At 70.2% G+C, this 24584-nt stretch carries 22 protein-coding genes; 12 read left to right on the top strand and 10 right to left on the bottom strand.

What is annotated here, in order from left to right; genetic code table 11:
• Positions 1–33 precede the first annotated feature (33 nt).
• From ACQPZF_RS17765 to ACQPZF_RS17785, 5 genes are all read left to right on the top strand, one after another.
• On the top strand, positions 34–873 hold the full coding sequence (locus tag ACQPZF_RS17765; protein ID WP_433272951.1) for a helix-turn-helix domain-containing protein: 840 nt from the start codon (positions 34–36) through the stop codon (positions 871–873).
• Between the two features lie 62 nt (positions 874–935).
• Positions 936–1544: a phosphatidylinositol phosphate synthase gene (gene pgsA / locus ACQPZF_RS17770; RefSeq protein ID WP_433272953.1), complete on the top strand. Its 609-nt coding sequence runs from the start codon at positions 936–938 to the stop codon at positions 1542–1544.
• The gene (locus ACQPZF_RS17775; protein ID WP_433272955.1) at positions 1541–2473 is read left to right on the top strand and encodes a phosphatidylinositol mannoside acyltransferase; all 933 of its coding nucleotides are present in this window, start codon (positions 1541–1543) and stop codon (positions 2471–2473) included. The genes pgsA and ACQPZF_RS17775 overlap by 4 nt, the downstream gene beginning before the upstream one ends.
• On the top strand, positions 2470–3585 hold the full coding sequence (locus ACQPZF_RS17780) for a glycosyltransferase family 4 protein (protein ID WP_433272957.1): 1116 nt from the start codon (positions 2470–2472) through the stop codon (positions 3583–3585). The genes ACQPZF_RS17775 and ACQPZF_RS17780 overlap by 4 nt, the downstream gene beginning before the upstream one ends.
• The gene (locus tag ACQPZF_RS17785; protein ID WP_433272959.1) at positions 3582–4547 is read left to right on the top strand and encodes an NUDIX hydrolase; all 966 of its coding nucleotides are present in this window, start codon (positions 3582–3584) and stop codon (positions 4545–4547) included. Before ACQPZF_RS17780 ends, ACQPZF_RS17785 begins: the two co-directional genes overlap by 4 nt.
• A 6-nt stretch (positions 4548–4553) precedes the next feature.
• On the opposite strand, the gene ACQPZF_RS17790 is transcribed toward ACQPZF_RS17785, so the two are convergent.
• From ACQPZF_RS17790 to ACQPZF_RS17820, 7 genes are all read right to left on the bottom strand, one after another.
• On the bottom strand, positions 4554–4928 hold the full coding sequence (locus ACQPZF_RS17790) for a PH domain-containing protein (protein WP_433272962.1): 375 nt from the start codon (positions 4926–4928) through the stop codon (positions 4554–4556).
• Positions 4929–4987: 59 nt separating this feature from the next.
• Positions 4988–5464, bottom strand: coding sequence for a hypothetical protein (locus tag ACQPZF_RS17795; protein ID WP_433272964.1), 477 nt, complete (start codon positions 5462–5464; stop codon positions 4988–4990).
• A 358-nt stretch (positions 5465–5822) separates the two neighbouring features.
• Positions 5823–6332: a DUF4240 domain-containing protein gene (locus ACQPZF_RS17800; protein WP_433272966.1), complete on the bottom strand. Its 510-nt coding sequence runs from the start codon at positions 6330–6332 to the stop codon at positions 5823–5825.
• Between the two features lie 61 nt (positions 6333–6393).
• A complete protein-coding gene (locus ACQPZF_RS17805; RefSeq protein WP_433272968.1) occupies positions 6394–7386 on the bottom strand; it encodes a TIGR03842 family LLM class F420-dependent oxidoreductase in 993 nt (330 codons plus the stop codon).
• Positions 7387–7397: 11 nt separating this feature from the next.
• Positions 7398–8783, bottom strand: coding sequence for a dihydropyrimidinase (gene hydA / locus ACQPZF_RS17810; protein WP_433272970.1), 1386 nt, complete (start codon positions 8781–8783; stop codon positions 7398–7400).
• Positions 8780–9562, bottom strand: coding sequence for a nitrilase-related carbon-nitrogen hydrolase (locus ACQPZF_RS17815; protein ID WP_433274593.1), 783 nt, complete (start codon positions 9560–9562; stop codon positions 8780–8782). Before ACQPZF_RS17815 ends, hydA begins: the two co-directional genes overlap by 4 nt.
• Before the next feature lie 53 nt (positions 9563–9615).
• Complete coding sequence (locus ACQPZF_RS17820; RefSeq protein WP_433272972.1) at positions 9616–11118, bottom strand: NCS1 family nucleobase:cation symporter-1; 1503 nt, start codon at positions 11116–11118, stop codon at positions 9616–9618.
• Between the two features lie 244 nt (positions 11119–11362).
• Between ACQPZF_RS17820 and ACQPZF_RS17825 the strand changes: the two genes are divergently transcribed.
• From ACQPZF_RS17825 to ACQPZF_RS17835, 3 genes are all read left to right on the top strand, one after another.
• On the top strand, positions 11363–12340 hold the full coding sequence (locus ACQPZF_RS17825) for a LysR substrate-binding domain-containing protein (RefSeq protein WP_433272974.1): 978 nt from the start codon (positions 11363–11365) through the stop codon (positions 12338–12340).
• Positions 12341–12463: 123 nt separating this feature from the next.
• Complete coding sequence (locus ACQPZF_RS17830; protein ID WP_433272976.1) at positions 12464–13897, top strand: S1 family peptidase; 1434 nt, start codon at positions 12464–12466, stop codon at positions 13895–13897.
• Between the two features lie 219 nt (positions 13898–14116).
• Complete coding sequence (locus ACQPZF_RS17835) at positions 14117–14542, top strand: hypothetical protein (RefSeq protein ID WP_433272978.1); 426 nt, start codon at positions 14117–14119, stop codon at positions 14540–14542.
• 80 nt (positions 14543–14622) lie between these two features.
• Here the strand turns inward: ACQPZF_RS17835 and ACQPZF_RS17840 are convergent, their stop codons facing one another.
• On the bottom strand, positions 14623–16236 hold the full coding sequence (locus tag ACQPZF_RS17840; RefSeq protein WP_433272980.1) for a PucR family transcriptional regulator: 1614 nt from the start codon (positions 16234–16236) through the stop codon (positions 14623–14625).
• Between the two features lie 108 nt (positions 16237–16344).
• Between ACQPZF_RS17840 and ACQPZF_RS17845 the strand changes: the two genes are divergently transcribed.
• Positions 16345–17649 carry an aspartate aminotransferase family protein gene (locus ACQPZF_RS17845; RefSeq protein ID WP_433272982.1) on the top strand — a complete coding sequence of 435 codons (1305 nt, stop codon included), beginning with the start codon at positions 16345–16347 and terminating at the stop codon, positions 17647–17649.
• Positions 17646–19136, top strand: a complete 1491-nt coding sequence (locus tag ACQPZF_RS17850; protein ID WP_433272984.1) for a CoA-acylating methylmalonate-semialdehyde dehydrogenase — start codon at positions 17646–17648, stop codon at positions 19134–19136. The genes ACQPZF_RS17845 and ACQPZF_RS17850 overlap by 4 nt, the downstream gene beginning before the upstream one ends.
• A 198-nt stretch (positions 19137–19334) precedes the next feature.
• On the opposite strand, the gene ACQPZF_RS17855 is transcribed toward ACQPZF_RS17850, so the two are convergent.
• Both ACQPZF_RS17855 and ACQPZF_RS17860 read right to left on the bottom strand, forming a co-directional pair.
• Positions 19335–21392, bottom strand: coding sequence for an elongation factor G-like protein EF-G2 (locus ACQPZF_RS17855; protein ID WP_433272986.1), 2058 nt, complete (start codon positions 21390–21392; stop codon positions 19335–19337).
• A gap of 161 nt (positions 21393–21553) precedes the next feature.
• Positions 21554–22546 (bottom strand): alpha/beta hydrolase family protein, encoded by a 993-nt coding sequence (locus ACQPZF_RS17860; RefSeq protein ID WP_433272988.1) that lies wholly within the window; start codon positions 22544–22546, stop codon positions 21554–21556.
• 50 nt (positions 22547–22596) lie between these two features.
• On the opposite strand from ACQPZF_RS17860, the gene ACQPZF_RS17865 reads away from it, so the two are divergent.
• Together ACQPZF_RS17865 and pdxS are read left to right on the top strand one after the other, a co-directional pair.
• Positions 22597–23439, top strand: a complete 843-nt coding sequence (locus ACQPZF_RS17865; RefSeq protein ID WP_433272990.1) for a PaaX family transcriptional regulator C-terminal domain-containing protein — start codon at positions 22597–22599, stop codon at positions 23437–23439.
• Positions 23440–23637: 198 nt separating this feature from the next.
• Positions 23638–24546, top strand: a complete 909-nt coding sequence (gene pdxS / locus ACQPZF_RS17870) for a pyridoxal 5'-phosphate synthase lyase subunit PdxS (RefSeq protein ID WP_433272992.1) — start codon at positions 23638–23640, stop codon at positions 24544–24546.
• The last annotated feature ends 38 nt before the right edge of the window (positions 24547–24584 follow it).

A 24584-nucleotide genomic window follows, 5' to 3' on the forward strand; every position in this document is an offset into this window, starting at 1 on the left:
TCACGGAGGGACTTCATCGATAACGTGCGTTTCATGACCGCACCTGAGCGTTCGCGGCTGGCCCGAGAACGGCTCTCGCGCGAGTTACGCAGGCTGCGCACGGAGGCCAAGATGACCGGCACGGCCACCGCGCGGGCGACCGGGATGAGCCAGTCCAAGTTGTCGAAGATCGAGAACGGCATGCTCCTCCCGTCCGTGACCGACGTGGAGCGCCTGGTGGCCGAGTTGTCGGCGACCAGGGAGACCAGGGTCGAGCTGGTCGAGTTGGCCCGTCAGCTACACGCCGAGGCGGAGACCCGCCGGGTGGTGCTGCACCGGGGGGCCCACCGGCACCAGCAGACCGTGGCGCGAATAGAGGCCCGTGCGACGACGAGCCGTTTTTTTCAGAACGCCGGGGTTCCGGCTTTATTGCAGAGTGAGAACTACTTACGAGTGGTGCTGAATGCCACTCCGGCGCACGAGCAGGACACCGCGATCGCGACACAGCGCAGCCGGCGGGCCCGGATGGACGACCTGGGCAAGCGGTTCGTGTTCCTGCTCGCCGAGGGCGCATTGCGGTGGCGCATGGGGTCGGCCGATCTCATGTGCGAGCAGATCGACCACCTGGTCCAGATCATGCGGAGACCGAACGTGCAACTGGGTGTCGTGCCGTGGACCGCGGACGCGAACCTGGTGGCGCTGCACGGCTTCCAGGTCTACGACGAGCGGGTGGTGACGCTGAGCGTGCTGACCGGCAACGCGACGATCACCGATCCGCACGACGTGCGGGAGTACTTGGCGCTGTTCGGCCGGCTGGAGCGGCTCGCCATGCGCGGTGAGCAGTTGGAGGACCTGTTGGAGGGGATCTCCAGGGACCACCGCAAGCTCGGCTGAGCTGGGTCGTTAGGCTGCCGGAGACCCAGTCGTCCCCCGCCGGTAGGTGCAGTCCCCGCCCCATGCTGAACATCTTCGCCCGCGCGTCGGTATCGCGCGTCACCGATCCGATCGGGGCGTGGCTGCTGCGCCGCGGCCTCACCCCGAACGCCGTCACGGTGCTGGGCACCGTCGGCTCCGTCGCCGCCTCGCTGTGGTTCATCCCGCGCGGGCAGTTGTTCGCCGGAGCGGCGGTGGTCACGGCGTTCGTGCTGTTCGACCTGGTCGACGGCGCGATGGCGCGTGCGCAGGGTGGCGGCACCCCGTTCGGCGCGGTGTTGGACGCGAGCTGCGACCGGATCGCGGACGGGGCGCTGTTCGCCGCGATCGCCTGGTGGTGCTTCGGCGCGGGGGAGCAGGGCCTCGCCGCCGCGACCCTCGTTTCGCTGGTCGGCGCCCAGGTCACTTCGTACGTGAAGGCGCGGGCGGAGGCGTCCGGGCTGTCCGCCGACGTGGGCGTGGCGGAACGGGCGGACCGGTTCATCGTCGCGCTGGTCGGCATCGGCCTGCACGGGCTGGGCGTGCCGTACGTCCTGCCGGTGGCGCTGTACCTGCTGGCGGCGCTCGTGGTGATCACCGTGGCGCAGCGCGTCCTGGCCGTGCGGCGTGCCGCGAAGGAGCTGTCGACATGAAGGACCGGCTGGCCGACCTCGGCTACGCGGCGGGTTGGCGGCTCGTGCGGCTGCTGCCGGAGAAGTGGGCGGTCGCGCTGTTCGACCAGGCCGCCGACTGGGCTGCCCGGCGCAACGGCGACGGCATCCAACAGCTACGGGCCAACCTGCGACGGGTCGTGCCGCGCGCCGGCGAGGCCGAGCTGGACGAGCTGGTGCGGCTGTCCGTCCGGTCGTACGCGCGGTACTGGCGGGAGGCGTTCCGGCTGCCGTCGATGGACCTCAAGGCCGTCTACGAGACGTGCGACCGGACGTTCACCGGGGTGGAGAACCTGGACGCGGCGCTGGCGGCCGGCAACGGCGCGGTGCTCGCCCTGCCGCACTCCGGCAACTGGGACATGGCGGGCGTGTGGATGGTCGGGCACGTCGGCCGGTTCACCACGGTCGCCGAGCGGCTCAAACCCGAATCGCTGTACCGGCGGTTCATCGCGTTCCGGGAGAGCCTGGGGTTCGAGGTGGTGCCGCTGACCGGTGGCGACCGGAACCCGGCCGTGGTGCTGGCCGAGCGGTTGCGCGCCAACGGGGCCATCTGCCTGCTCGCCGACCGCGACCTGACCGCCGGCGGCGTGCCGGTGACGTTCTTCGGCGAACGCACCATGATGCCCGCCGGCCCCGCGCACCTCGCCGCCACCACGGGCGCGGCGTTGCTGCCGGTCGGCTCGTGGTTCACCGAGGACGGCTGGGTGGTCCGCATCCACCCGCCGATCCGGGTCGCGGGCGTCAGCGGCGTCGGCCCGGCCACCCAGTCGCTGGCCGACGTGTTCGCCGCCGACATCGCGGCGCACCCCACCGACTGGCACATGGTCCAGCAGCTCTGGCTCGCGGACCTGCCGGAACGCCGGCGGAAGGTCCTGCAACGGGTGCTCGCCCGCAGGGGAGGCGCCGAGTGAAGGTCGGCATCGTCTGCCCGTACTCCTTCGAAGTCCCCGGAGGTGTGCAGGCGCACGTGGTCGACTTGGCGCGCGCGTTGCGTTCACTGGGGCACGAGGTGGAGGTGCTGGCCCCGGCCGACGACGACACACCCGTGCCGGAGTTCGTGACCTCCGCCGGCCGGGCCGTCGGCATCCCCTACAACGGGTCGGTGGCGCGGCTGTCGTTCGGGCCGGTGTCGTTCACGCGGGTGCGGCGGTGGATCGCCGAGCACGACTTCGACGTGCTGCACCTGCACGAGCCCACCGCGCCGTCGCTGTCCATGCTGGCGCTGATGGTGGCCGACGGGCCGATCGTGGCCACCTTCCACACGTCCACGCCGCGCTCGAAGATGCTGTCCGCGTTCCAGGTGGTGCTGCAGCCGTTCCTGGAGAAGATCACCGCCCGGATCGCGGTGTCGGCGCTGGCCCGGCGGGTGCAGGTGGAGCACCTGGGTGGGGACGCGGTGGAGATCCCCAACGGGGTGGACGTCGGGTTCTTCGCCGACGCCGAGCCGTTGGACGGGTACCCGCGCCCCGGCGGCACGGTCGGGTTCGTCGGGCGGTTCACCGAGCCGCGCAAGGGCATGCCGGTGCTGCTGGAGGCGGTGCGGTCGCTGGCGGACGTGCGGCTGCTGATCGTCGGCCGGGGTGACGAGGACGAGTTGCGCAAGGCCGCCGGGCCGGCGCTGGCGTCCCGGATGGACTTCCTGGGGATGGTCGACGACGAGACCAAGGCCCGTGCCCTGCGCAGCGTGGATGTGTACTGCGCCCCCAACACCGGCGGCGAGAGCTTCGGCATCATCCTCACCGAGGCGATGTCCGCCGGGACGGCCGTGGTGGCGAGCGACCTCGACGCGTTCCGGCGGGTGCTGGACGACGGCAAGGCCGGTGTGCTGACACCTGTGGGCGACTCGGCCGCGCTGGCGTCGGCGCTGCGGGGCCTGCTCGCCGATCCCGCGCGGCGGGCGGACTACGTGGACGCGGCACGGGAGCGGGTGATGACCTACGACTGGTCGGTGGTCGCCGGGCAGGTGTTCCGGGTGTACGAGAGCGCGATGGCCGCCGACCCCCGGCGGGTGGGGGAGGCGTGACCAGTTCCGGCGTGGCGTTGGCCTTCCTGGTGCTGCTCGGGCTGATCGTCCTGGTCGGACCGGGCATCCTCGGCACCGCGAACCGGCTCGACCGGCTGCACGTGCGCACCGACGCGGCCTGGGCGGCGTTGGACGCCGCGCTGGCCCGGCGCGCCGTGGTGACGCGGGCGGTCGCGGCGGTGTGCGGGGCTCCGGAACTGCGTTCGGCCGCCGACCGGGCGGAACGGGCCGCGCGCGGTGACCGTGAGACGGCGGAGAACGAGCTGAGCGGCCTGCTGGAGGATCTGGACCGGTCGGTGCTGGCCCCGGCGTTGGCGGCGGAGCTGTCGGACGCCGAGCAGCGGGTCGTGCTGGCGCGGCGGGTGCACAACGACGCGGTGCGCGACACGTTGGCGCTGCGGCGCTGGCGGCTGGTTCGCTGGCTGCGCCTGGCCGGTACCGCGCCGACGCCTTCGTATTTCGAGATCGCCGAGCCGCCGGCGGACGTGCCGACCCAGCGGGTGTCCGCGCGGGTGGTCCTCGCCGACCGGGACGACCGGGTGCTGTTGTTCGAGGGCTTCGACCCGGCGCGGCCAGAGGAGCTGTTCTGGTTCACCGTGGGCGGTGGGGTGGAGCCTGCCGAGGATCTGCGCGCGGCTGCGGTGCGGGAGGCGTTCGAGGAGACCGGGTTGCGGCTCGCGCCGGCGGACCTGGTGGGTCCGGTGTGGAAGCGGCGGGCGGTGTTCAGCTTCGACGGGCTGAGCTATGCGGCGGAGGAGTGGTTCTTCGTCAGCCGGACGGATCGGGCGGAGGTCGACACTTCCCGGTTCAACGATCTCGAACAGCAGACCATCCGCCGTCATCGGTGGTGGTCGGTGGACGAGCTGCGGGCCACCGAGGAGACCGTGTATCCCGTGCAGTTGGCCGAAGTGCTGCCGGAGGCGTTGACGGGGTGGGACGGCACTACGCGGTCCGTGCGGTGATGTTCGTCAGAGGATGAAGGTCGCGATCATCTGGCCCAGCAGGCGGACGTCGGCGTGGCCCCGGAACTCCAGGCGGACCTTGCCCAGTCCCGAGAACCAGAGGTCGAGTTCGGCGTCCATGTCGAAGGTGCCCGCCGTCTCGATCGAGAACGCCTGGACCCGGCTGTAGGGCAGGGACGTGAAGTCCTTCTTGCGGCCGGTCATGCCCTGCACGTTGACCGCGATCACCCGTTTGTTGGTGAACACCACGAAGTCGCGCACCGTCTTGAAGCACGACACGATCTGCTCGCCCTGGATCATGATCGGCGACACCTGCGGCGCGATGTCCTCCGGACGGCACGGCGCTAGTTTGAACACGGACGCTTTCTCGAAGTCGATCACGCATTCGACGGTAGCACCGGAACCTCGTTCCGGCCTCGGGGCTCAACCCCGGGAACTCGTCAGCGGTGGAACCGGAAGAGGTTGTCCGACGGGTCGACCACGACGTGGAGGCGGTTGCCCACCTCGTAGTGGGGCCGTCGCCGGTGGTCGGTGCTGTCGGCCTCGAACGGCGTCAGGCCGTTGCCTTCGACCCGCAGGCGGAGCTGGATACCCGAGCCATCGCCCAAGTCTACCTCCTTGATCGCGACGATCTCGGCTGTCGCCGGGATGCCGGATCGGTCCAGCCGGTCGTGTTGCGCCCTCGTCTCGGCTTTGACGGTGCGATCTCCGTTGTAGTCGGAGATGAGCACTGCGGCTGCGAGGGCGCCGATGCCGAACATGATCCAGCGCCCGTCCGTCGGGATGAACCAGGCGCCGATCATGAGCGCCGGGCCGATCAGCAGTTCGAACGCCGTGAACACGCGGCCTAGGGAGGTCAGGAAGCCCTGTTTTTGGCGGGGCCAGGCCTGTTTGCCTTCGGCTGGTTCGGGCGACATCGCATGATCCTAGGGTGCTCGGTGCTCGGGGGCCGGGGGCCGGGGAGCGACACGCGACTTGTGCAGGCCGAGGGGAGCGGTGGCTTGCGGCGTGTTGCGGCTGCGGCCGTCCCCGGCGGCCTCCAGGGTTTTTCGGTGATGTGGTCCCGTTTCGTAGTGTTCCGACTGCATCCCAGACCTGCGTAGGATGAGCGGCGGTGGCGTTGTGGTCACCCTTCTGCCGTCAAGCTGCGTAGAAACCGAACGCCAAAACGGGGGACCATCGTTCTTGGTGTTCTTGGTGTTCTTGGCGTTCTTGCGTTGGCGTTGGCGTTGGCGTGTCGGCGTTCGTGGTGCCTGCTGGTGGCGTGGCGGCGGCTCAGGCCCAGCCGGCGGCGTTCGTCGCTGTTTCGCGGGAGATGCCCGAGCCCGTGCCCGGGAAGCCGCCGAAGCGTTCCGCGTGCAAGTGGGCGAAGAAGTAGCACATGGCCTCGCACTCGGCGTCCGCCACGGCCACCCGCGGGTCGCGGGACACGGCCTCGTAGAACTCCTGCCCCAAGGCGACGATGAAGCCCCGCGCGTACAGGAAGCCGTCGTCCGAGCCGTCGGTGACCTCGTGCACGTCACGGCGGTCGATCTCGTGCAGCTTGCGCTCCACCACCCGGTCCAGAGCGGTCAGGTCCTCGCTGGACATGGTGGCGCACGTCTGCCGCAGGGACACCAGGACCCGGTCCAGGTGCTCCTCCAGCACGGCGGCCTCGTCGAAGGCCTCCTCGTCCAGGTCGCGCTTGGCCAGGGCCGCGCGCACCTCGTTCGCCTCGGGCCCCACACCGGCCCAGGCGTTCTCCAGCAGTGCCCAGAAACGGGCTTCGTCGTTCACGGAAGTCACACCGCACACGGTAGCGGGGTGGTCTGACAATCCACCCCGCTCAAGGTCGTGACCAGCGGAATCAGGTTTGGGGGATGATCTCGTTGCCGTACGCCGCGAGGGTCTTGTCCTTGTCGTCGTGCATCAGGTACAGGGCGAAGTTGTCCACGCCCAGCTCGCGCAGTTCCCGGAGCCGCTCGACGTGCGCGGACGCCGGGCCCACCAGGCAGAAACGGTCCACGATGGAGTCCGGCACGAAGTCGGTCGACCGGTTGCCCGCCTTGCCGTGGTGGGCGTAGTCGTAGCCCTCGCGGTCCTTGATGTAGTCCGTCAGCGCCTTCGGCACCGCGCCCGAGTCGCCGTACCGGGCCACCAGGTCGGCCACGTGGTTGCCGACCATGCCGCCGAACCAGCGCAGATTGTCCCGTTGGTGGGCCAGATCGTCCCCGACGTACGCAGGCGCGGCCACGCACATCGTGATGGCTTCCGGGTCACGGCCCGCCGCCACGGCCGCGTCCCGCACCGACCCGATGGTCCACCTGGCGATGTCCGGGTCGGCGGTCTGGAGGATGAAACCGTCCGCCTGTTCGCCGACGAGCTTCAGCGCGCGTGGCCCGTAGGCGGCCATCCACATCTCCAGCTTGCCGTCGCGCACCCAGGGGATGCGGACGGGTGTGCCGTGGTGGATGACCTCGCGGCCCTCGGCGAGGCCCTTCACCACGGCCATCGCCTCGCCGAGAGTGGCCAGCGAAGCCGGTTTCCGCCCGATCACGCGGCGGGCCGAGTCGCCTCGGCCGATGCCGCACACCGTGCGGTTGCCGAACATGTCGTTCAACGTCGCGAACAAGGACGCGAGGACCGACCAGTCACGGGTGCTCGGGTTGGTCACCATCGGTCCGACGATCAGGTCGTCGGTGGCGGCCAGCACCTGCGAGTAGATGACGAACGGCTCCTGCCAGAGCACGGTGGAGTCGAACGTCCACCCGTAGCGGAAACCGTTGTCCTCGGCGGCTTTCATCCCGGCGATCACGTCCCGCGCGGGCGGGTCCGTCTGCAACACCACACCGAAGTCCACGACGTGCCCCCTCAGACCAGGTACTGGTTCAGTTCGCGGGACAGGAACTTCCCGTGGCCGACCGCGCCGTGGAAGCCGTTGCCGTCCACCACGATCCGGCCGCGTGACAGCACCGTGTCCACCCGGCCGGTCAGCTCCATCCCCTCGTACGCCGAGTAGTCGACGTTCATGTGGTGCGTGGCGGCCGAGATGGTCTGTTGCGCGTTCGGGTCGTACACCACGATGTCGGCGTCCGCGCCGGGCGCGATGACACCCTTGCGCGGGTGCAGGCCGAACATCCGGGCGGGTGTCGTGGAGCTGATCTCCACCCACCGCTCCAGGCTGATCTCGCCCTTCACCACGCCCTGGTGCAGCAGGTCCATCCGGTGCTCGACACCCGGCATCCCGTTGGGGATCTTCGAGAAGTCGCCGCGGCCCAGTTCCTTCTGGTCCTTGAAGCAGAACGGGCAGTGGTCGGTCGACACCACCGACAGGTCGTTCGTGCGCAGGCCCCGCCACAGCTCCGACTGGTGCTCCTTGGGCCGCAGCGGGGGAGAGGCCACGTACTTCGAGCCCTCGAAGTCCGGCCTCGCCAGGTCCTCCAGCGACAGGTACAGGTACTGCGGGCACGTCTCGGCGAACACGTTCTGCCCGGTGTCGCGCGCCTTCGTGACCGCGTCCAGCGCCTGCGCGGCGGACAGGTGCACGATGTAGAGCGGCGAGCCGGTCACCTTCGCCAGGGTGATCGCCCGGGACGTGGCCTCGCCCTCCAGTTCGGGCGGGCGGGTCAGCCCGTGCTCCACCGGGTCGGTGCGGCCCTCGGCGAGCGCCTGGGCGACGAGTTGGTCGATCGCGATGCCGTTCTCGGCGTGCATCATGATCGTGGAGCCGGTTTCGCGCGCCTTCCGCATGGCGCGCAGGATCTCGCCGTCGGTGGCGTAGAAAACGCCGGGGTAGGCCATGAACATCTTGAACGTGTTCACGCCCGCCTCGACGCAGGATTCCATCTCCTTCAACGAAGTGTCGTTGACGTCGGACACGATCATGTGGAACCCGTAGTCGACCGCGCAGTTGCCGTCCGCCTTCGCGTGCCACTTGTCCAGGGTGGACAGCAACGAAGTTCCCTTGGCCTGCACCGCGAAATCGATGATCGTCGTGGTGCCGCCCCACGCCGCCGCCGTGGTGCCGGTGGCGAACGTGTCGGCGGAGAACGTGCCGCCGAACGGCATCTCCATGTGCGTGTGCGCGTCGATGCCGCCGGGGATCACGTACTTGCCGGTGGCGTCGACGACCTCGTCGGCGTCGAGCGGGAAACCCGGCGCCAGCAGCGCGGCGATCCGCTCGCCGTCCACCAGCACGTCGGCGGGGACGGCCCCGGTCGCGTTGACGACCAGACCGCCCTTGATCAGCAGGCTCACGGCGTCACCAGCGATTCGTACGAGTCGGGGCGGCGGTCGCGGTAGAACGCCCACAGGTCGCGCACCTCGGCCAGCCGGTCCATGTCCAAATCCCGCACGACGACCTCCTCCTCGGTGTCGGAGGCCGCCTCGCCGACCAACTGCCCACGTGGGTCCACGAAGTACGACTGACCGTAGAAGTCGTTGTCCCCCAGTGGTTCCACGCCGACCCGGTTGATCGTCCCGACGTAGTACTCGTTCGCCACGGCGGCGGCGGGCTGCTCCAGCCGCCACAGGTACTCCGACAGCCCCCGCGACGTCGCCGAGGGGTTGAACACGATCTGCGCGCCACCCAGCCCGAGCGCCCGCCAGCCCTCGGGGAAGTGCCGCTCGTAGCAGATGTACACGCCGACCTTGCCCACCGCCGTGTCGAACACCGGATACCCGAGGTTGCCGGGCCGGAAGTAGAACTTCTCCCAGAACCCCTTCACCTGCGGGATGTGGTTCTTGCGGTGCTTGCCCAGGTAGGTGCCGTCGGCGTCGATCACGGCGGCGGTGTTGAAGTACACGCCGGGCTGCTCCTGCTCGTACATCGGCACCACCAGCACGACGCCGTGCTGCTCGGCGACCTCGCACATCAGCTCGGTGGTCGGGCCGTCCGGGATGCCCTCGGTGTAGGAGTAGTAGTCCGCGTCCTGCACCTGGCAGAAGTACGGCCCGTAGAACAGCTCCTGGAGGCACACGACCTGGGCGCCCTGCGATGCGGCGGTGCGGACCGCCTCCACCGCGTTGGCGGTCATCGACTCCTTGTCGCCGGTCCACTTCTGCTGGACCAGACCCGCTCGGACGATGCTCACGCGTTCTCCCTCCGGGGCGTCAGCGCCAGGTGGACGAGCAACCCGCCGACCAGGCCGACCACCCAGTTGTAGTCGTAGAGCGGTTTGAGGAACGGGATCAAACCGTCGGCGGGGAACGGCCCGCCGTACGCGCCGCCCACCGCGAGCACGGAGCCGACGGCGGTCGCGAGGACCGCGCGCCAGTTCCAGCCCGCCCGGAACCAGTAGGCGCCGCCCCCGGACAGGTACAGGTCCGCCAGTTCCAGCTTGGCACGGCCGACGACCCAGTACCCGGCGACGAGCACACCCGCCACCGACGCCAGCAGGCCGCCGTAGAAGCCCAGCCACGCGAAGATGTAGATGCCCGGGTCGGAGATCAGCCGCCACGGTTGCAGCACGATGCCGATCACCCCGGTGATCAGGCCGCCCAGCGCGAACGTGATCCTCTTCGGGAACGCGTTGGAGAAGTCGTAGGACGGGCTCACCACGTTCGCCGCGAGGTTCGCCGAGATGGTCGCCAGCACCAGCGCCACCAGCGCGACCAGCACCACGGCGGTGTTGTCGAACCGGCTCGCCAGCTCCGCCGGATCCCAGATCGCCTCGCCGTACAGCGCCGTCGCGCCGGACGTGGTCAGGATGGCCACGATCGCGATGAACGACATCGTGGTGGGCAGGCCGAGGAGCTGGCCGAGCGCCTGCTTGCGCTGGCTGCCGCCGAACCGGGTGAAGTCCGGCATGTTCAGCGACAGCGTGGACCAGAACGCGATCATGCCCATCAGCGCCGGGAAGAACACCTTCCAGAAGTCCGCGCCCCAGCCGAGCTTCGACGGCTCGGACAGGATCGGCCCGAACCCGCCCGCCTTGACCGCCACGTACGCCAGCAGGACCAGGAACCCGACCGACACCAGCGGCGCGGTCCAGTTCTCGAACCGGCGGATCGCCTCCATGCCACGCCAGATGACCAGCATCTGCACCACCCAGAAGCCCAGGAAGCACAGCCACAGCGTCCACACCTGGCCCAGCACCACGGGCGCGTCCACCCACCCGTCGCCGGCGAGCCTGCCGACGATCACGTGCAGCGCCTTGCCGCCCACCCAGGTCTGGATGCCGAACCACGCGCACGCGATGAACGCCCGCAGCAACGCCACCAGGTTGGCTCCGCGCACCCCGTAGAAGGCGCGGGCGAACACCGGGAACGGGATGCCGTACTTGGTGCCCGCGTGGCTGTTGAGCAGCATCGGCCCCAGCACGATGAGGTTGCCCAGCGTGATGGTCGCGAACGCCTGCACCCAGTCCATCCCGAGCGCCACGAGCGAGGCGGCCAACGTGTAGCTGGGGATGTTGTGCGCCATGCCCATCCACAGCGCGAAGAAGTTGTAGGTCGACCAGGTGCGCCGCTCCAGCGGCACCGGGGCCAGCTCGGGGTTGTAGTAGGGGCTGTGCGCGATCCCGGAGTGGTCGCGGAGTTCCACGCGACCGTCAGGACCGGAGGCGACCTGCGCCGCGGAGTCGAAGGCCATCCGTCACTCCCCTGTTAAGCTCGTGAAACACCCCTCAGGTTCGGTGCTTCGGCGCGATGTCCATCCGGGCATCCTCGGGTCGCCCGGCCTGCGCTGGGCAGTGTCGAAGTGTCCACGCTTGCCATGATCAGCGCACACTGTGTCCATCGCCGACCCGTTCCGCCTGTCGGGGCTATAAGGATTTGCCCTCTACTCGGCGTTAGACCCCTCGACTGACCGTTCACAGTGACCTACCGTCGGTTGGATGAAGCTCGAACTGCGACACCTGCGGGTGGTCTGCGCGATCGCCGACGCGGGCAGCCTGTCGAAAGCGTCCTCCATGCTGGGCCTCGCGCAACCCGCGCTGACCGCTCAGCTACACCGGATCGAGGGCCTGCTCGGCGGCAAGCTGTTCGAGCGCGACCACAAGGGCGCCCGGCCCACAGTCCTCGGCGAACTGGTGCTCGAACGTGCCAGAGTCCTCCTGCCCGCGTTCTCCCGTTTGCAGGAAGACGCCTTGCGCCTGGTGGACGACGACCTGCCCACCGACCGGTACCGGGTGGGCGCGGTGAACGGGCCGATGCTCGGCGGGCTGGTGCACCGGCTCACCGAGGCGCATCCGGGGGCGCACGTCAGCACGCACGCCTCCTGGTCGAACGAGGAGCTGGCGAAGTCGGCCGCCCAGGGGCGCCTGGACTACGTGCTGGTCGGCGTCTGCGGCGACGCGCCGCCGCCGACGGAGTACGGGCTGACGTGGCAGGTGATCGCGATCGACCCGGTGTTCGTGCTGCTGCCGGAGGACCACCCGTTCACGGCGAAGGAAGAGGTGGAACTGGCGGAGCTGAAGGACATGCAGTGGGCGGTGGTGCCCGGCGACGGGTGCTTCGGCGACTGCTTCGTCGCGGCGTGCAGCCGTTCCGGCTTCACCCCGCGCACCATGTACGAGGTGGACATCAATAGCTGCATCGACCTGGCGCAGTCCGGTGACGTGGTCGCGCTGTGCCAGCCGACGTTCCGCCGCGCGCCGGGCGTGGTGGCGATGCCCATCGCGGGCGTGCCGCTGCGGTGGCGGCACCTGATCGGCTGGGATCCGGACAGCCCTGCGGCGGCGTTCGGGGCGCAGGTCCTCCGGTACGCGGGCGAGGCCTACCGCGAGACCTCCGAGCGCAACCCCCGCTACACCTCGTGGCTGCCGACCCACCCCGATTACGGCGTGGTTCAGCACCATGCGACTGTGTCATGACCACACGATGGTCCGATTGCCGTTCCATCACACGGACTTATGACCTAAGCAGTATTACCGCGATCGGCCGGGTCGACTTACTTTTCACGGGGAATCCCTGCCCTCCGTCAAGGAGAAATCCCCATGTCAAGACTGTTGAGACCGCTGGCGCTGGCCGCGGCGCTGGTGACCGCCGGCACCCTGTCAACGACCGCGCAAGCGGCGCCCGCGGACCAGGACACCCAGATCCTCGCCGCCATCCAACGCGACCTCGGCCTGACCGCCGAGCAGGCGCGGGACCGGCTCTCCGCCGACCAGACCTCCAGCGAGACGGCGCGTGACCTCCGCAAGCGCCTGAACGACCGCTTCGGCGGGGCGTGGATCGACCCGTCCGGCGCCCTCACCGTCGGCGTGACCACCAACGCGGACCTCGACCAGGTCGGCCGCGGCCGGGGCAAGCTCGTGCCGCGCAGCGAAGCCGACCTGGACGCGGTCAAGTCCACTTTGGACCGCCACGTCGCGAAGGCGCCCCGGTCGGTCCCCGGCTGGTACGTCGACCTGCCGACGAACACCGTCGTGGTCAAGTCGCAGCCGGGCAAGCTGTCCGCCGCGCGTGCCTTCGTGGCCGCCAGCGGCGTCGACGCCGCCGCGGTGCGGTACGTGCCCACGAACGAGTCGCCGCGCCCCCTGATCGACGTCATCGGCGGCAACGCCTACAACATCGGCAGCGGCAGCCGCTGCTCGGTCGGCTTCTCCGTCAACGGCGGCTTCGTGACCGCCGGGCACTGCGGCACGACCGGCGCGTCCACGTCCGGCCCGAGCGGCACGTTCCGGGGCTCCAGCTTCCCCGGCAACGACTACGCGTGGGTGCAGGTCGCGGCCGGCAACACGCCGCGCGGCCTGGTGAACAACTACTCGGGCGGCACCGTGTCGGTGGCCGGCTCGCAGGACGCGCCGGTCGGCGCGACCGTCTGCCGCTCCGGCTCCACCACGGGCTGGCACTGCGGCACCATCCAGGCCCGCAACTCGTCGGTGAGCTACCCGCAGGGCACGGTCACCGGCCTGATCCAGACCACGGTGTGCGCGGAACCCGGCGACTCGGGCGGCTCCCTGCTGGCGGGCACCCAGGCGCAGGGCGTGACCTCCGGCGGCTCGGGCAACTGCCGGACCGGCGGCACCACGTACTTCCAGCCGGTCAACGAGATCCTCCAGGCCTACGGCCTGACCCTGATCACCGGCGGTGGCGGCACCCCGAACCCGCCGACCGGCTGCGCCACCTCCGAGGTCCGCTACAACGGCTCGCTGTCCTCGGGCGGGCAGGCGTACCAGCCCAACAACAGCTACTACCAGTCCACGACGTCCGGCGCGCACGTCGGCTGCCTGGTCGGCCCGAGCGGCGCCGACTTCGACCTCTACCTGGAGAAGTGGAACGGCAGCGCCTGGGCGGTCGTGGCCAAGGGCGACAGCCCGGCCGCGAACGAGACCGTCAACTACAACGGCACCGCCGGTTACTACCGGTTCCGGGTGCACGCGTACAGCGGCTCGGGCAGCTACACGCTAGGGGTCACCAACCCCTAGTCCCTGGGGGATGAAAACCCGTCGCGGGTCCGTGCCGAGTCTCCCCGGCACGGGCCCGCGCGGGCATGCCAGACCAGTGCGGGCGACCGGACCGTTCCCTCGATCGAGGTTGAGCGACACGGAGCGTCAGTCACCCCATCGAGCGGGTGTGGTGGGGCGGGGATCGTGCCGATGTCGGAGAGGTCAGCCGTACAGGTCCCCAACCAGGTTAGGAACATCGTGTCTGCACACCGCACCCGCGGACTTCTGCGTGCCGCCGTCCTGCTCGCCGTCGGCGCGTCGCCGCTGCTGGTCGGCGCTGCTTCGGCCACCGAGCAGCCGTTGGACGTCGTGGACGGCAAGCTGCCCGACGTGCCCAAGGTCGACTCCGACGCCGCGAAGCAGGTGCCCGACCTGCTCAGCGGCAGGGCGCTGAAGCTGCCCGTCCCGCCCCTGGCCCCACTGCCCGCCGTGCCCGGACTGCCCGGGGCGTCCGAGCTGCCGACCGCGCCGCAGGCCCGCGACCTGCCGGCCGGCGTGCAGGCGCCGGCGGCCCCGGAGCTGCCGGGCGTGCTCGACCTCCAGCCGCCGAACCTGGCGAAGCCCGCCCTGCCGACCGTGTCCGAGCCGGCCGAGTCGCCGCTCCGCCTGCCGAAGCTGGGCTGACGGAGTCGCCGCTCCGCCTGCCCAAGCCGGGCTGTCGGGTCGCTGCCGGATCGTCCCAAGTCGGGCGGTCCGGCGGCGGCTCAGTTGTCGCCCATCTCCTGCACCAGGAGCGCGACGTACAGCGAGAGCACGGACTCCGGGTCCTCCAGCGACACTCCCAGCACCTGCTCGATCCGGCCAAGCTGCTGGTAGTAGGCGGTCCGCGACAGGTGGGCGGCAGCGGCGGCGGCCGACTTGTTGCCGCCCTGCTCGCAATAGCAGCGCAGCAGCTCCACCAACCGGCTGCCCTGGCTGTCGTCCCGCGTGATCAGCGGCCCGAGTTCACGGTCCGCGAACGCACGCACCCGCTCGTCCTCGCGCAGCAGGTGCAGCAGCCCGCGCAGCCGCACGTCGTCCAACCGGTGGTAGAGCTTGCTGCCCGGCGAGCGCAGCGCCGCCCCGGCGATGTGCGCGGCCTCGCCGAGGCTCCGCCGCACGTCGGACAGGGCGGACACGGTCGTCCCCACCGCGATCACGACCGGCAGCGCGTGCTGCGTCGTGGCGGCCGTCCGGTGCACCTCGCGGGCCAGCCGGCGCAGCACCCCGTCCAGGCCGGCGGCGGGCGGCAGCGACAGCAGCGCCCGCACGCTCGTGTCGTCCACGACCCCGACCAGCGCGGGCACGGTCACCCGGCGGGTCGCCAGGGCCGTCGCCTCGGCCAGGTCGCGCAGCACCTCCTGGGTCGCGAGCGCCTGCGCGGGCGCGGTGGCCGTGCCGGGCCGGATCGCGACGCCGACGAGCTGCCGCCGTTCGAGCGGCACGCCCAGCGCCGCCGCCCGCGCGGGCAGGTCCTGCGGCGGGCGGGCGAGCAGTTGGGTGAGCAGGGTGCGGTGGGTCTGGCGTTCCAGCGACTCCCGGTCCCGCGCCACCAGCCGGTGCACGGCCAGCGCCGACGCCGCGCGTTCGGCGACCACCACGTGCCGGTGCGGCGGCGGCTCGGGGGACAGCAGCACCAGCCGGCCCCAGTCGGCGCCCCGCGCGCCGACGACGGTCACCAGCCAGCCCGCCTGCTCGTGGTACGCCGTCCGCTCGGGCAGGGTCACCGCCTCCGACCGCCGGACCCAGTCCGCCAGCAGGGACGTCGGGTCCTGTCCCGCCGCGTCGTAGGCCAGCACCTCGTGCCCCAGCGTCTCCAGGACGACCGGCAGGCCGGAGGTCCGCGCCACCTCGCGCAGCACCTCGGCGGGCTCGGCCCCCGCGACGGTCAGCGCCGTGAACGTCTCGTGCACCAGCTCGGCGGCGCGCAGCTCGGCGAGCTGCGCGTCCACGATCAACGCCACGACTGCCTCGGTCACCGACACGAACCGGGTTTCGCGCGCCAGCGTCACCAGCGGCAGCTCGTGGTGCTCGGCGGCGGCCACCAGCGCGCCCGGCACCTCGTCGCTCCACCGCCGCACCAGCTCCACGACCAGCCCGGCCGCGCCCACCGACGCCAGGTCGGCGACGTACTTCGCCAGCCCCGCCGGGTCCTCGGGGAGGGCGATGCCGGTGGTCAACACCAGTTCACCGCCGCGCAGCAGGTGGGCGATGTCGGCGATCTCGGCCACGTGCACCCAGCGCACCCGGCGCTGCATGCCGGCGGCGCCCGCGATGACATGGGGCTTGGCGCGGCGGATCACCGGCAGGGCGAGGGCTTCGGCCACCGTGGGGTACATGGACACAACGTAATGGGAATTGCCGAAATGCGGTACAGGTTGTGCATGGCGGCGCGGCACGGTCCCGACCAGACTTCCGCACCAGGGACGCCCCTTGAGGAGGACGCGATGGCACTCAACGACGGCGGGTCGGGAGCGGGCGGGCACGGCGAGCTGCTGGCCCGGCACCGAGCGGTGATGCCCGACTGGCTGGCGCTGTACTACCAGCAGCCGATCGAGCTGGCGAGCGCCGGCGGGCGGCGGGTCACGGACCGTGAGGGCCGCACGTACCTGGACTTCTTCGCCGGCATCCTGACCAACGCGATCGGCTACGACGTCGCCGAGATCAGCGACGCGATCCGGGCCCAGCTCGACACCGGCGTGCTGCACAGCTCGACGCTCTACCTGATCCGGTCCCAGGTCGAGCTGGCCGAGAAGATCGCGGAGCTGTCCGGCATCCCGGACGCCAAGGTGTTCTTCACCAACTCCGGCACCGAGGCCAACGAGACCGCGCTCATGCTGGCCACCCAGTACCGCCGCAGCGACCAGGTCCTGGCGCTGCGCAACTCCTACCACGGCCGGTCGTTCGCGAGCATGGCGATCACCGGCAACCGGGGCTGGTCGGCGTCCTCGCTCAGCCCGGTGAAGGTGAGCTGGGTGCACGGCGGCTACCGGTTCCGCAGCCCCTTCAAGGACTTCTCCGACGCCGACTACATCAAGGCGTGCGTCGCGGACCTGCGCGAGGTGATCGAGACGACCACGGCGGGCGACGTGGCGTGCATGCTGGTCGAGCCGATCCAGGGCGTGGGCGGCTTCTCCACCCCGCCGGACGGGCTGTTCGCGGCCTTCAAGGAAGTCCTGGACGAGTACGGCATCCTGCTGGTCTCCGACGAGGTGCAGACCGGCTGGGGCCGCACCGGGGAGCACTTCTGGGGCATCCAGGCGCACGGCGTGACGCCGGACGCGATGACGTTCGCCAAGGGGCTGGGCAACGGCCTCGCGATCGGCGGCGTGGTCGCGCGCGGCGACCTCATGGACTGCCTGACCGCCAACTCGATCTCCACGTTCGGCGGCAACCCGGTGTCCACGGCGGGCGCGCTGGCGACGCTGGACTACCTGCTGGACAACGACTTGCAGGCGAACGCGGCGAAGATGGGCGATCGGCTGACCGACGGCCTGCGCGCCATCGCCGAGGACCGGCCGGGCGTGGGCGACGTGCGCGGCAAGGGCCTGATGGTCGGCATCGAGCTGGTCGGCCCCTCCGGCGAGCCGGACCCGAAGGCGGCGGCTGCGGTGCTGGAGGGCACCCGTGAACGCGGCCTGCTGGTCGGCAAGGGCGGCTTGTACGGCAACGTGATCCGGCTGGCGCCCCCGATGACCGTGACCGAGGACGAAGTGGAGGAAGCGTTGGGCATCCTGGGAGACGTGCTGTGAGGATCACCCACCGGATCGGCGGAAAGCCCTGGGACGGCGTCGCTTCGCGCAGCGGGGACGTCTACGACCCGGCCACCGGGCGGGTCGCGGCGCAGGTCGACTTCGCCTCGACGTCCACCGTGGACGAAGCGGTGGCCTCGGCGAAGGCCGCGTTCTCCGACTGGCACAACGTTTCCCTGGCGCGGCGGGTGACCGTGATGTTCGCGTTCCGCGAGCTGCTCAACGCGCGCAAGGACGAACTCGCCGCGATCGTGACCGCCGAGCACGGCAAGGTGCTGTCCGACGCGGCGGGCGAGGTCCAGCGAGGGCTGGAGGCGGTGGAGTTCGCCTGCGGCATCCCGCACCTGCTCAAGGGCGGCTTCAGCGAGAACGCCTCCACCAGGGTGGACGTGTACTCCATCCAGCAGCCGCTCGGCGTGGTCGGTGTCATCTCGCCGTTCAACTTCCCGGCCATGGTGCCGCTGTGGTTCGTGCCCAACGCGATCGCGTGCGGCAACACCGTGGTGCTCAAGCCGTCGGAGAAGGACCCGTCGGCGTCGGCGTTCATCGCGGACCTGTTCGCCGAGGCCGGGCTGCCGGACGGCGTGCTCAACGTGGTCCACGGTGACAAGGAGGCGGTCGACCGCATCCTGGAGCACCGCGACGTGAAGGCGGTGTCGTTCGTCGGCTCCACGCCCATCGCCCGGTACGTCTACGAGACCGGCACCCGTCACGGCAAGCGCGTGCAGGCGTTGGGCGGAGCCAAGAACCACATGGTCGTGCTGCCTGACGCGGACCTCGACCTGGCCGCCGACGCGGCCGTGTCGGCGGGCTTCGGCTCGGCGGGGGAGCGGTGCATGGCGATCTCGGTCGTGGTCGCCGTCGACCCCGTGGGCGACGAACTGGTGTCCAAGATCAAGGACCGGATCGCCCGCCTGCACGTGGGCGACGGCCGCCGCCCCGGCTGCGAGATGGGCCCGTTGGTGACCGGCGCGCACCGGGACAAGGTGCTGTCCTATGTGGACGCCGGTGTGTCCGAAGGTGCCGAGCTGGTGGTTGACGGCCGAGGTCACCCGATCGACGGCGAGGCGGAGGGTTTCTGGCTGGGCCCAACGCTTTTCGACCACGTGGGCGCCGACATGTCGATCTACCAGGACGAGATCTTCGGTCCGGTGCTGTCCGTGCTGAGGGTTTCGTCGTACGACGACGCGGTGGACGTGGTCAACGCCAACCGGTACGGCAACGGCACGGCCATCTTCACCAACGACGGCGGCGCGGCGCGGCGGTTCCAGAACGAGATCGAGGTCGGCATGGTCGGCGTCAACGTGCCGATCCCGGTCCCGGTGTCGTACTACTCGTTCGGCGGGTGGAAGGACTCCCTGTTCGGCGACTCGCACGCCTACGGACCGGAAGGCGTGCACTTCTACACCCGGACGAAAGTGGTCACCGGCCGCTGGCTCGACCCGTCCCACGGCGGAGTGAACCTGGGCTTCCCGCAGAACACCTGAGGAATGCGGTCCACCGGTTCTACGCCGACGCGTGGAACCGGTGGGACGACTACGCGAGGGCGGCCTTCTCCATGTCCGGGACGGCTTGCCGACCAGCGCGTGGGTGCCGGGAGACCCGGCGCACCCGGCCGGGTCGAGTCCGCCTCCGGATGCCGGGACCGCGCTCGGCGGGGCTCGCGGGCCCGGCACGGGGGCAGGTCAGGACGACCGGGCCGCCAACGCCTGCGGCAACGGGTCGTAGCGGCAGAAGCGCCGGGTGTACGTGCCGGTGCCGGAGGTCAGGGAGCGCAGCTCGATCGCGTATCTGAGCAGCTCCGTCGCCGGCACCTCGGCCCGGATCACGGTGTAGCCGGCGGTGTCCGCCTCGGTGCCGAGCACCCGCCCGCGCCGACCGGACAGGTCGCCCAGCACCGTACCCAGGTGGTCGTCGGGCAGCCGGATGGTCACCTCGTCCATCGGCTCCAGGAGGGCGGTCTTGCCGTTGACCGCCGCGTCCTTCAACGCCATCGACCCGGCCGTCTGGAAGGCCGCGTCGGAGGAGTCCACCGAGTGCGCCTTGCCGTCCACCAGCGTCACGCGCACGTCCACCACGGGATAGCCGGACTGGAGCCCACGCTCCAACTGCGCCCGGACACCCTTCTCGACACTGGGGATGAACTGGTTCGGAACAGCGCCACCGACGATCTTGTCCACGAACTCGAACCCGACGCCACGCGGCAACGGCTCGACGACGATGTCGCACACCGCGTACTGCCCGTGCCCGCCGGACTGCTTCACGTGCCGCCCGTGCCCCTTGGACTGCGCGGCGAACGTCTCCCGCAGCGCGACCCGGACCGGCTCGGTGTCCACCTCCGCCCCACCCGCGCGCAACCGGGCCAGGACGACGTCGGCGTGCGCCTCACCCATGCACCACAGCACGAGCTGGTGGGTCTCGGCATTGCGCTCCAACCGCAACGTGGGATCGCCCGCGACCAGCTTGCCCAGGTTGCGAGCGAGGTTGTCCTCGTCACTACGACTACGCGGCACCACCGCGACCGGCAGCAGCGGTTCCGGCATCTCCCACGGAGCCACCAGAAGAGGCTTGTCCGGCGCGGACACCGTGTCACCGGTCTCGGCAGAACCCAGCTTGGTCAACGCGCACAGATCACCCGCCACGCAGTACGGCACCTCACGCAGGTTCGCACCCAACGGCGAGTACACGTGCGCGACGCGTTCGTCCACGTCGTGGTCCTCATGTCCCCGGTCGGCCATCCCGTGGCCGGACACGTGCACCGGACGTTCCGGCCGCAACGTCCCGGAGAACACCCGCACCAACGACACCCGACCGACATACGAGTCGACGGCGGTCCGCACCACCTCCGCCACCAACGGCCCGTTCGGATCGGCGGCGAGCCGAGGATGGGGAATCCCGTCCACCCCCGTGACTTCGGGCAACAGGTGCTCCAACGGCGAGGGAAACGCCCGCGCCACCCCGTCGAGCAACTCGGGCAACCCGACGCCGGTCATCGCGCACACCGGCATCACCGGGTGGAATGAACCGCGCGCGACGGCAGTCTCCAGATCGGCGATGAGCGTGGCCTGGTCGATCTCCTCACCACCGAGGTACCGGTCCATGAGGGTCTCGTCCTCGCTCTCGGCGATGATGCCCTCGATCAACGCGTTGCGCTGGTCCTCGTACCGAGGATCGTCAGTGGTCAACAAGTTGACGAGCCCGTCGTCACCGGGCAGGTAGAGCGGAACGACCCCGGCCCCGAACGCCTCCTGGCAGGAGGCGATCTCGGTGGCCACATCAGCCCGGTGGTGATCGGTACGAGCAACGACCACGGCACGCGGCATCCCAACCGCCGCGCACTCCTCCCACAAAGCAACGGTCGTGGCGTCCACCCCTTCGGCGGCACTGACGACGAACAAGGCGGCATCAGCAGCCCGCAACCCGGCCCGCAACTCACCGACGAAGTCCGCATACCCCGGCGTGTCAATGAAGTTGATCTTCACATCCCCGTGCCGAACGGGCGCGACAGCAAGCCCGACGGACCGCTGCTGCCGCACGGCGGCAGGATCATGATCACAAACAGTGTTGCCCTCGGTAACCGACCCGGCCCGCGTGAGCACGCCGGTACTGGCAAGCAGGGCCTCGGTGAGCGTCGTCTTGCCAGACCCGGAAGGCCCGACGAGGACGACATTGCGGACCTTGGCCGGGTCATCCACAGCGACCGCGCCTGCCGAGTGGCCGTTATCGGAGCTCTTGGTTCCCATGGGGACCACCCTCCACAAGTGTTTAGTGTTCGATCTCACACCCGAAGGGCCAACGGGACAACCCCAACCCCGACACCCAACCCGGCAGGAGGAACCCAGAGGAGAACCCCCGGGACCACCCACACCGGACCCACCACACGCACCGTGACGACACCACCCACTCAGCCCGGAGGAGCAGACCCCCGAAGCCCCTCCAGGAACCGCCGCTGATCCGCCAAATACCCGTCCACGAACAACGACCGAGGCGCAACCACCGCCACCACGGCATCCCAGAACGAACCCCGAGTCATGTCATGCGCCGCATCCGGATAACGCACCACCCGCACCCCGGGAACCAACCGCAGGTACCGAGCCTCGGTATCGGCGACATCCACGTTCACATCCCGCCCCCCGAGCACAAGCAGCACCGGCACCCGAACCCGGGCAAGATCCGCCGAAGCGTCCGACAGGTGATTGGCCGACACGAACTGCCACCGATCCGCCGTCATCCCCGCATCCCGCACTACGGCATCCCCCACGGCCGTCCGGTACTCCTCGAACGAAGATCCCCGCCGCAAGTGCGACAACGTCGTCTCCCGCCGAGCCAACGCCGCAGCGACCTCCTCATCGGACGCCCCACGAGCCTCCAACGAAGCAAGCAGGTTGAACCGCCCCTGCTGATGCCAGTTCACGGCAGGCGACACGGCGATCATGAACTTCACATCCGGATGCCGAGCAACGGCCGGCACCACCCACCCGGCCTGACTGGCGCCCCACACCCCGATCCGCTCGGGATCGATCTCCGGCCGCCCCCGCGCCCAAGCCACCGCGTCCAACGTCTCCCGAACACGATCACCCATGGTCTGCCACAGCCAGTTCCCCGGCGCACCGTTGATCCCGGGCTTGTCCCACGACAGCGAGGCGTACCCGGCTCGGGCAAAGGCCTCCCACAGAGGCCGGTAGAAGGTCGAGTGAGTCGCGTCGATCGGCCCGTCACCGTGCACGAACACCACCAACCCGTGCCGAGCCCCGCTCTCCGGAAGCGCGAGCACCCCACGCAGATCCCCGATCTCCACGCGCTCCTCGCGGACCGAGTAGGAGTGCTGGTAGACGACCCACCCCCCGGAGACGACCACCAACACCAACACCGAAGCCAGCACCCGCACCCACTTCACGGCAACCTCCGAACTATCGTTCCTAGTACGAACGTAGTAGATTTGAGCACATGAACGTGGAGGTGCCCACCAGGACGGTGGTCGAAGCCCTGGTGCGGACGGACGGCAAGGTCGACGCGGCCGAGTTGTACGAGGTGGCGGACGCGCTCGGCATGTCCGACCAGCAGGTGCGCCTGTGCATAAAAAGACTGGTGGCGGAAGGGAAGTTCACCGTCGAGGGTCGAGGCCGCCGAGCCGTGCTGAGCATGACGCCACAGGCGCGGCGGGCCGCCGAACCGGACATCGAGTTCGTCCGGTTCATGTACCGCCAGGACGCGGGGGAGGCGCAGTGGGACGGCATGTGGCACCTCGTGGCGTTCGCGGTGCCGGAATCCCAACGACCCGCACGCGACGCCCTGCGGGACGCGATCGTGCGGCTGGGCGGGGCGGCGCTGCACGGCGGCCTCTACGTCTCGCCGCACGACTGGGAGGACCTGGTCGAACGCGAGGCCGTCCACCTCGGCGTGCTGCCCTCCGTCACCTTCCTGACCAGCACGGACCTGCGCATCGGACGCGAACGCGTACCCGCGGCCCTGGCCGCGCGCCTGTGGCCGCTGGACGAGATCGCCGCGCGTCACCAACGCCTGGCCGAGGTCGCGCGGGTCCGGCTGCGGCGGCTGACGGAGGGCGTGTCGCGGACCGACCTGCTGCGGATCGCGGTGGAACTGGCCGCCGAGTTCACCCGTGCCGTCGAGCCCGACCCGCTGCTCCCGCCCGTGCTGCTGCCGCAGCCGTGGATCGGCACGCAGGCCCGTGCGCTGGTCGCCCGGTGCTGGGAGGCGCTGGCCGCGCACGCCTCAGAGCTGCCCGCGCTGTTCCGCATGTACGACGACGCCGTCGACGTTCTCCGATAAGGGGGCGCGCCGCTCGAACAGGCGACCCGGCGCGGGCTGCCTGGGGTCCGCCGCGTGCAGGCACACCAAGGGTGGCGTAGGCCACTACCTGCGGTTGTGTGTCGAGTGGCCTGCTGAGAACGTGCCGGATTGGCCTGCTTGGGCGGTCCACGTGCGCCGTACCATGAGAGTGTCGTGCACTCACTCGAAAGGTTGGCCGTGACCACTTCACCCGACTCCGGTACGCCCGTCACCGGTACCGCCCGCGTCAAGCGCGGCATGGCCGAGATGCTCAAGGGCGGCGTGATCATGGACGTGGTCACCGCCGAGCAGGCCAAGATCGCCGAGGACGCGGGCGCGGTGGCCGTCATGGCGCTGGAGCGCGTGCCCGCAGACATCCGCGCGCAGGGCGGCGTGTCCCGGATGAGCGACCCGGACATGATCGAGAGCATCATCTCGGCGGTGTCGATCCCGGTCATGGCGAAGGCCCGGATCGGGCACTTCGTCGAAGCGCAGGTGCTCCAGTCCCTGGGCGTGGACTACGTCGACGAGTCCGAGGTCCTGACCCCGGCCGACTACGCCAACCACATCGACAAGTGGCAGTTCACCGTGCCGTTCGTGTGCGGCGCGACCAACCTCGGCGAGGCCCTGCGCCGCATCACCGAGGGCGCGGCGATGATCCGCTCGAAGGGCGAGGCCGGCACCGGCGACGTCTCCAACGCGACGACCCACATGCGCAAGATCCGCGCCGAACTCCGCCGCCTCCAGAACCTCCCGGCCGACGAGCTGTACGTGGCGGCGAAGGAACTGCAGGCCCCGTACGAGCTGGTCCGCGAGGTGGCGGAAGCGGGCAAGCTGCCCGTCGTGCTGTTCACGGCCGGCGGCATCGCCACCCCGGCCGACGCGGCGATGATGATGCAGCTCGGCGCCGAGGGCGTGTTCGTCGGCTCGGGCATCTTCAAGTCCGGCAACCCGGCGCAGCGCGCGGAGGCCATCGTGAAGGCGACCACCTTCCACGACGACCCGGACGTGATCGCGAAGGTGTCGCGCGGCCTGGGCGAGGCGATGGTCGGCATCAACGTCGACGAGATCCCCCAGCCGCACCGACTGGCCGAGCGCGGCTGGTAGAAGTCTGTCCACGACGGCCCCGCGGGTGAACACCCGCG

Source organism: Actinosynnema sp. CS-041913, assembly GCF_050942485.1.
Lineage (GTDB): Bacteria > Actinomycetota > Actinomycetes > Mycobacteriales > Pseudonocardiaceae > Actinosynnema.

What these genes read in the sequence shown, in the direction of transcription:
- ACQPZF_RS17825 (WP_433272974.1), top strand. Translation starts at nt 11,363, where the DNA reads ATGAAGCTCGAACTGCGACACCTGCGGGTGGTCTGCGCGATCGCCGAC.
- ACQPZF_RS17855 (WP_433272986.1), bottom strand. Translation starts at nt 21,392, where the DNA reads ATGGGAACCAAGAGCTCCGATAACGGCCACTCGGCAGGCGCGGTCGCT.
- ACQPZF_RS17865 (WP_433272990.1), top strand. Translation starts at nt 22,597, where the DNA reads ATGAACGTGGAGGTGCCCACCAGGACGGTGGTCGAAGCCCTGGTGCGG.
- ACQPZF_RS17830 (WP_433272976.1), top strand. Translation starts at nt 12,464, where the DNA reads ATGTCAAGACTGTTGAGACCGCTGGCGCTGGCCGCGGCGCTGGTGACC.
- ACQPZF_RS17815 (WP_433274593.1), bottom strand. Translation starts at nt 9,562, where the DNA reads ATGACCGCCAACGCGGTGGAGGCGGTCCGCACCGCCGCATCGCAGGGC.
- ACQPZF_RS17795 (WP_433272964.1), bottom strand. Translation starts at nt 5,464, where the DNA reads ATGTCGCCCGAACCAGCCGAAGGCAAACAGGCCTGGCCCCGCCAAAAA.
- ACQPZF_RS17840 (WP_433272980.1), bottom strand. Translation starts at nt 16,236, where the DNA reads ATGTACCCCACGGTGGCCGAAGCCCTCGCCCTGCCGGTGATCCGCCGC.
- ACQPZF_RS17765 (WP_433272951.1), top strand. Translation starts at nt 34, where the DNA reads ATGACCGCACCTGAGCGTTCGCGGCTGGCCCGAGAACGGCTCTCGCGC.
- ACQPZF_RS17845 (WP_433272982.1), top strand. Translation starts at nt 16,345, where the DNA reads ATGGCACTCAACGACGGCGGGTCGGGAGCGGGCGGGCACGGCGAGCTG.
- ACQPZF_RS17775 (WP_433272955.1), top strand. Translation starts at nt 1,541, where the DNA reads ATGAAGGACCGGCTGGCCGACCTCGGCTACGCGGCGGGTTGGCGGCTC.
- ACQPZF_RS17820 (WP_433272972.1), bottom strand. Translation starts at nt 11,118, where the DNA reads ATGGCCTTCGACTCCGCGGCGCAGGTCGCCTCCGGTCCTGACGGTCGC.
- pgsA (WP_433272953.1), top strand. Translation starts at nt 936, where the DNA reads ATGCTGAACATCTTCGCCCGCGCGTCGGTATCGCGCGTCACCGATCCG.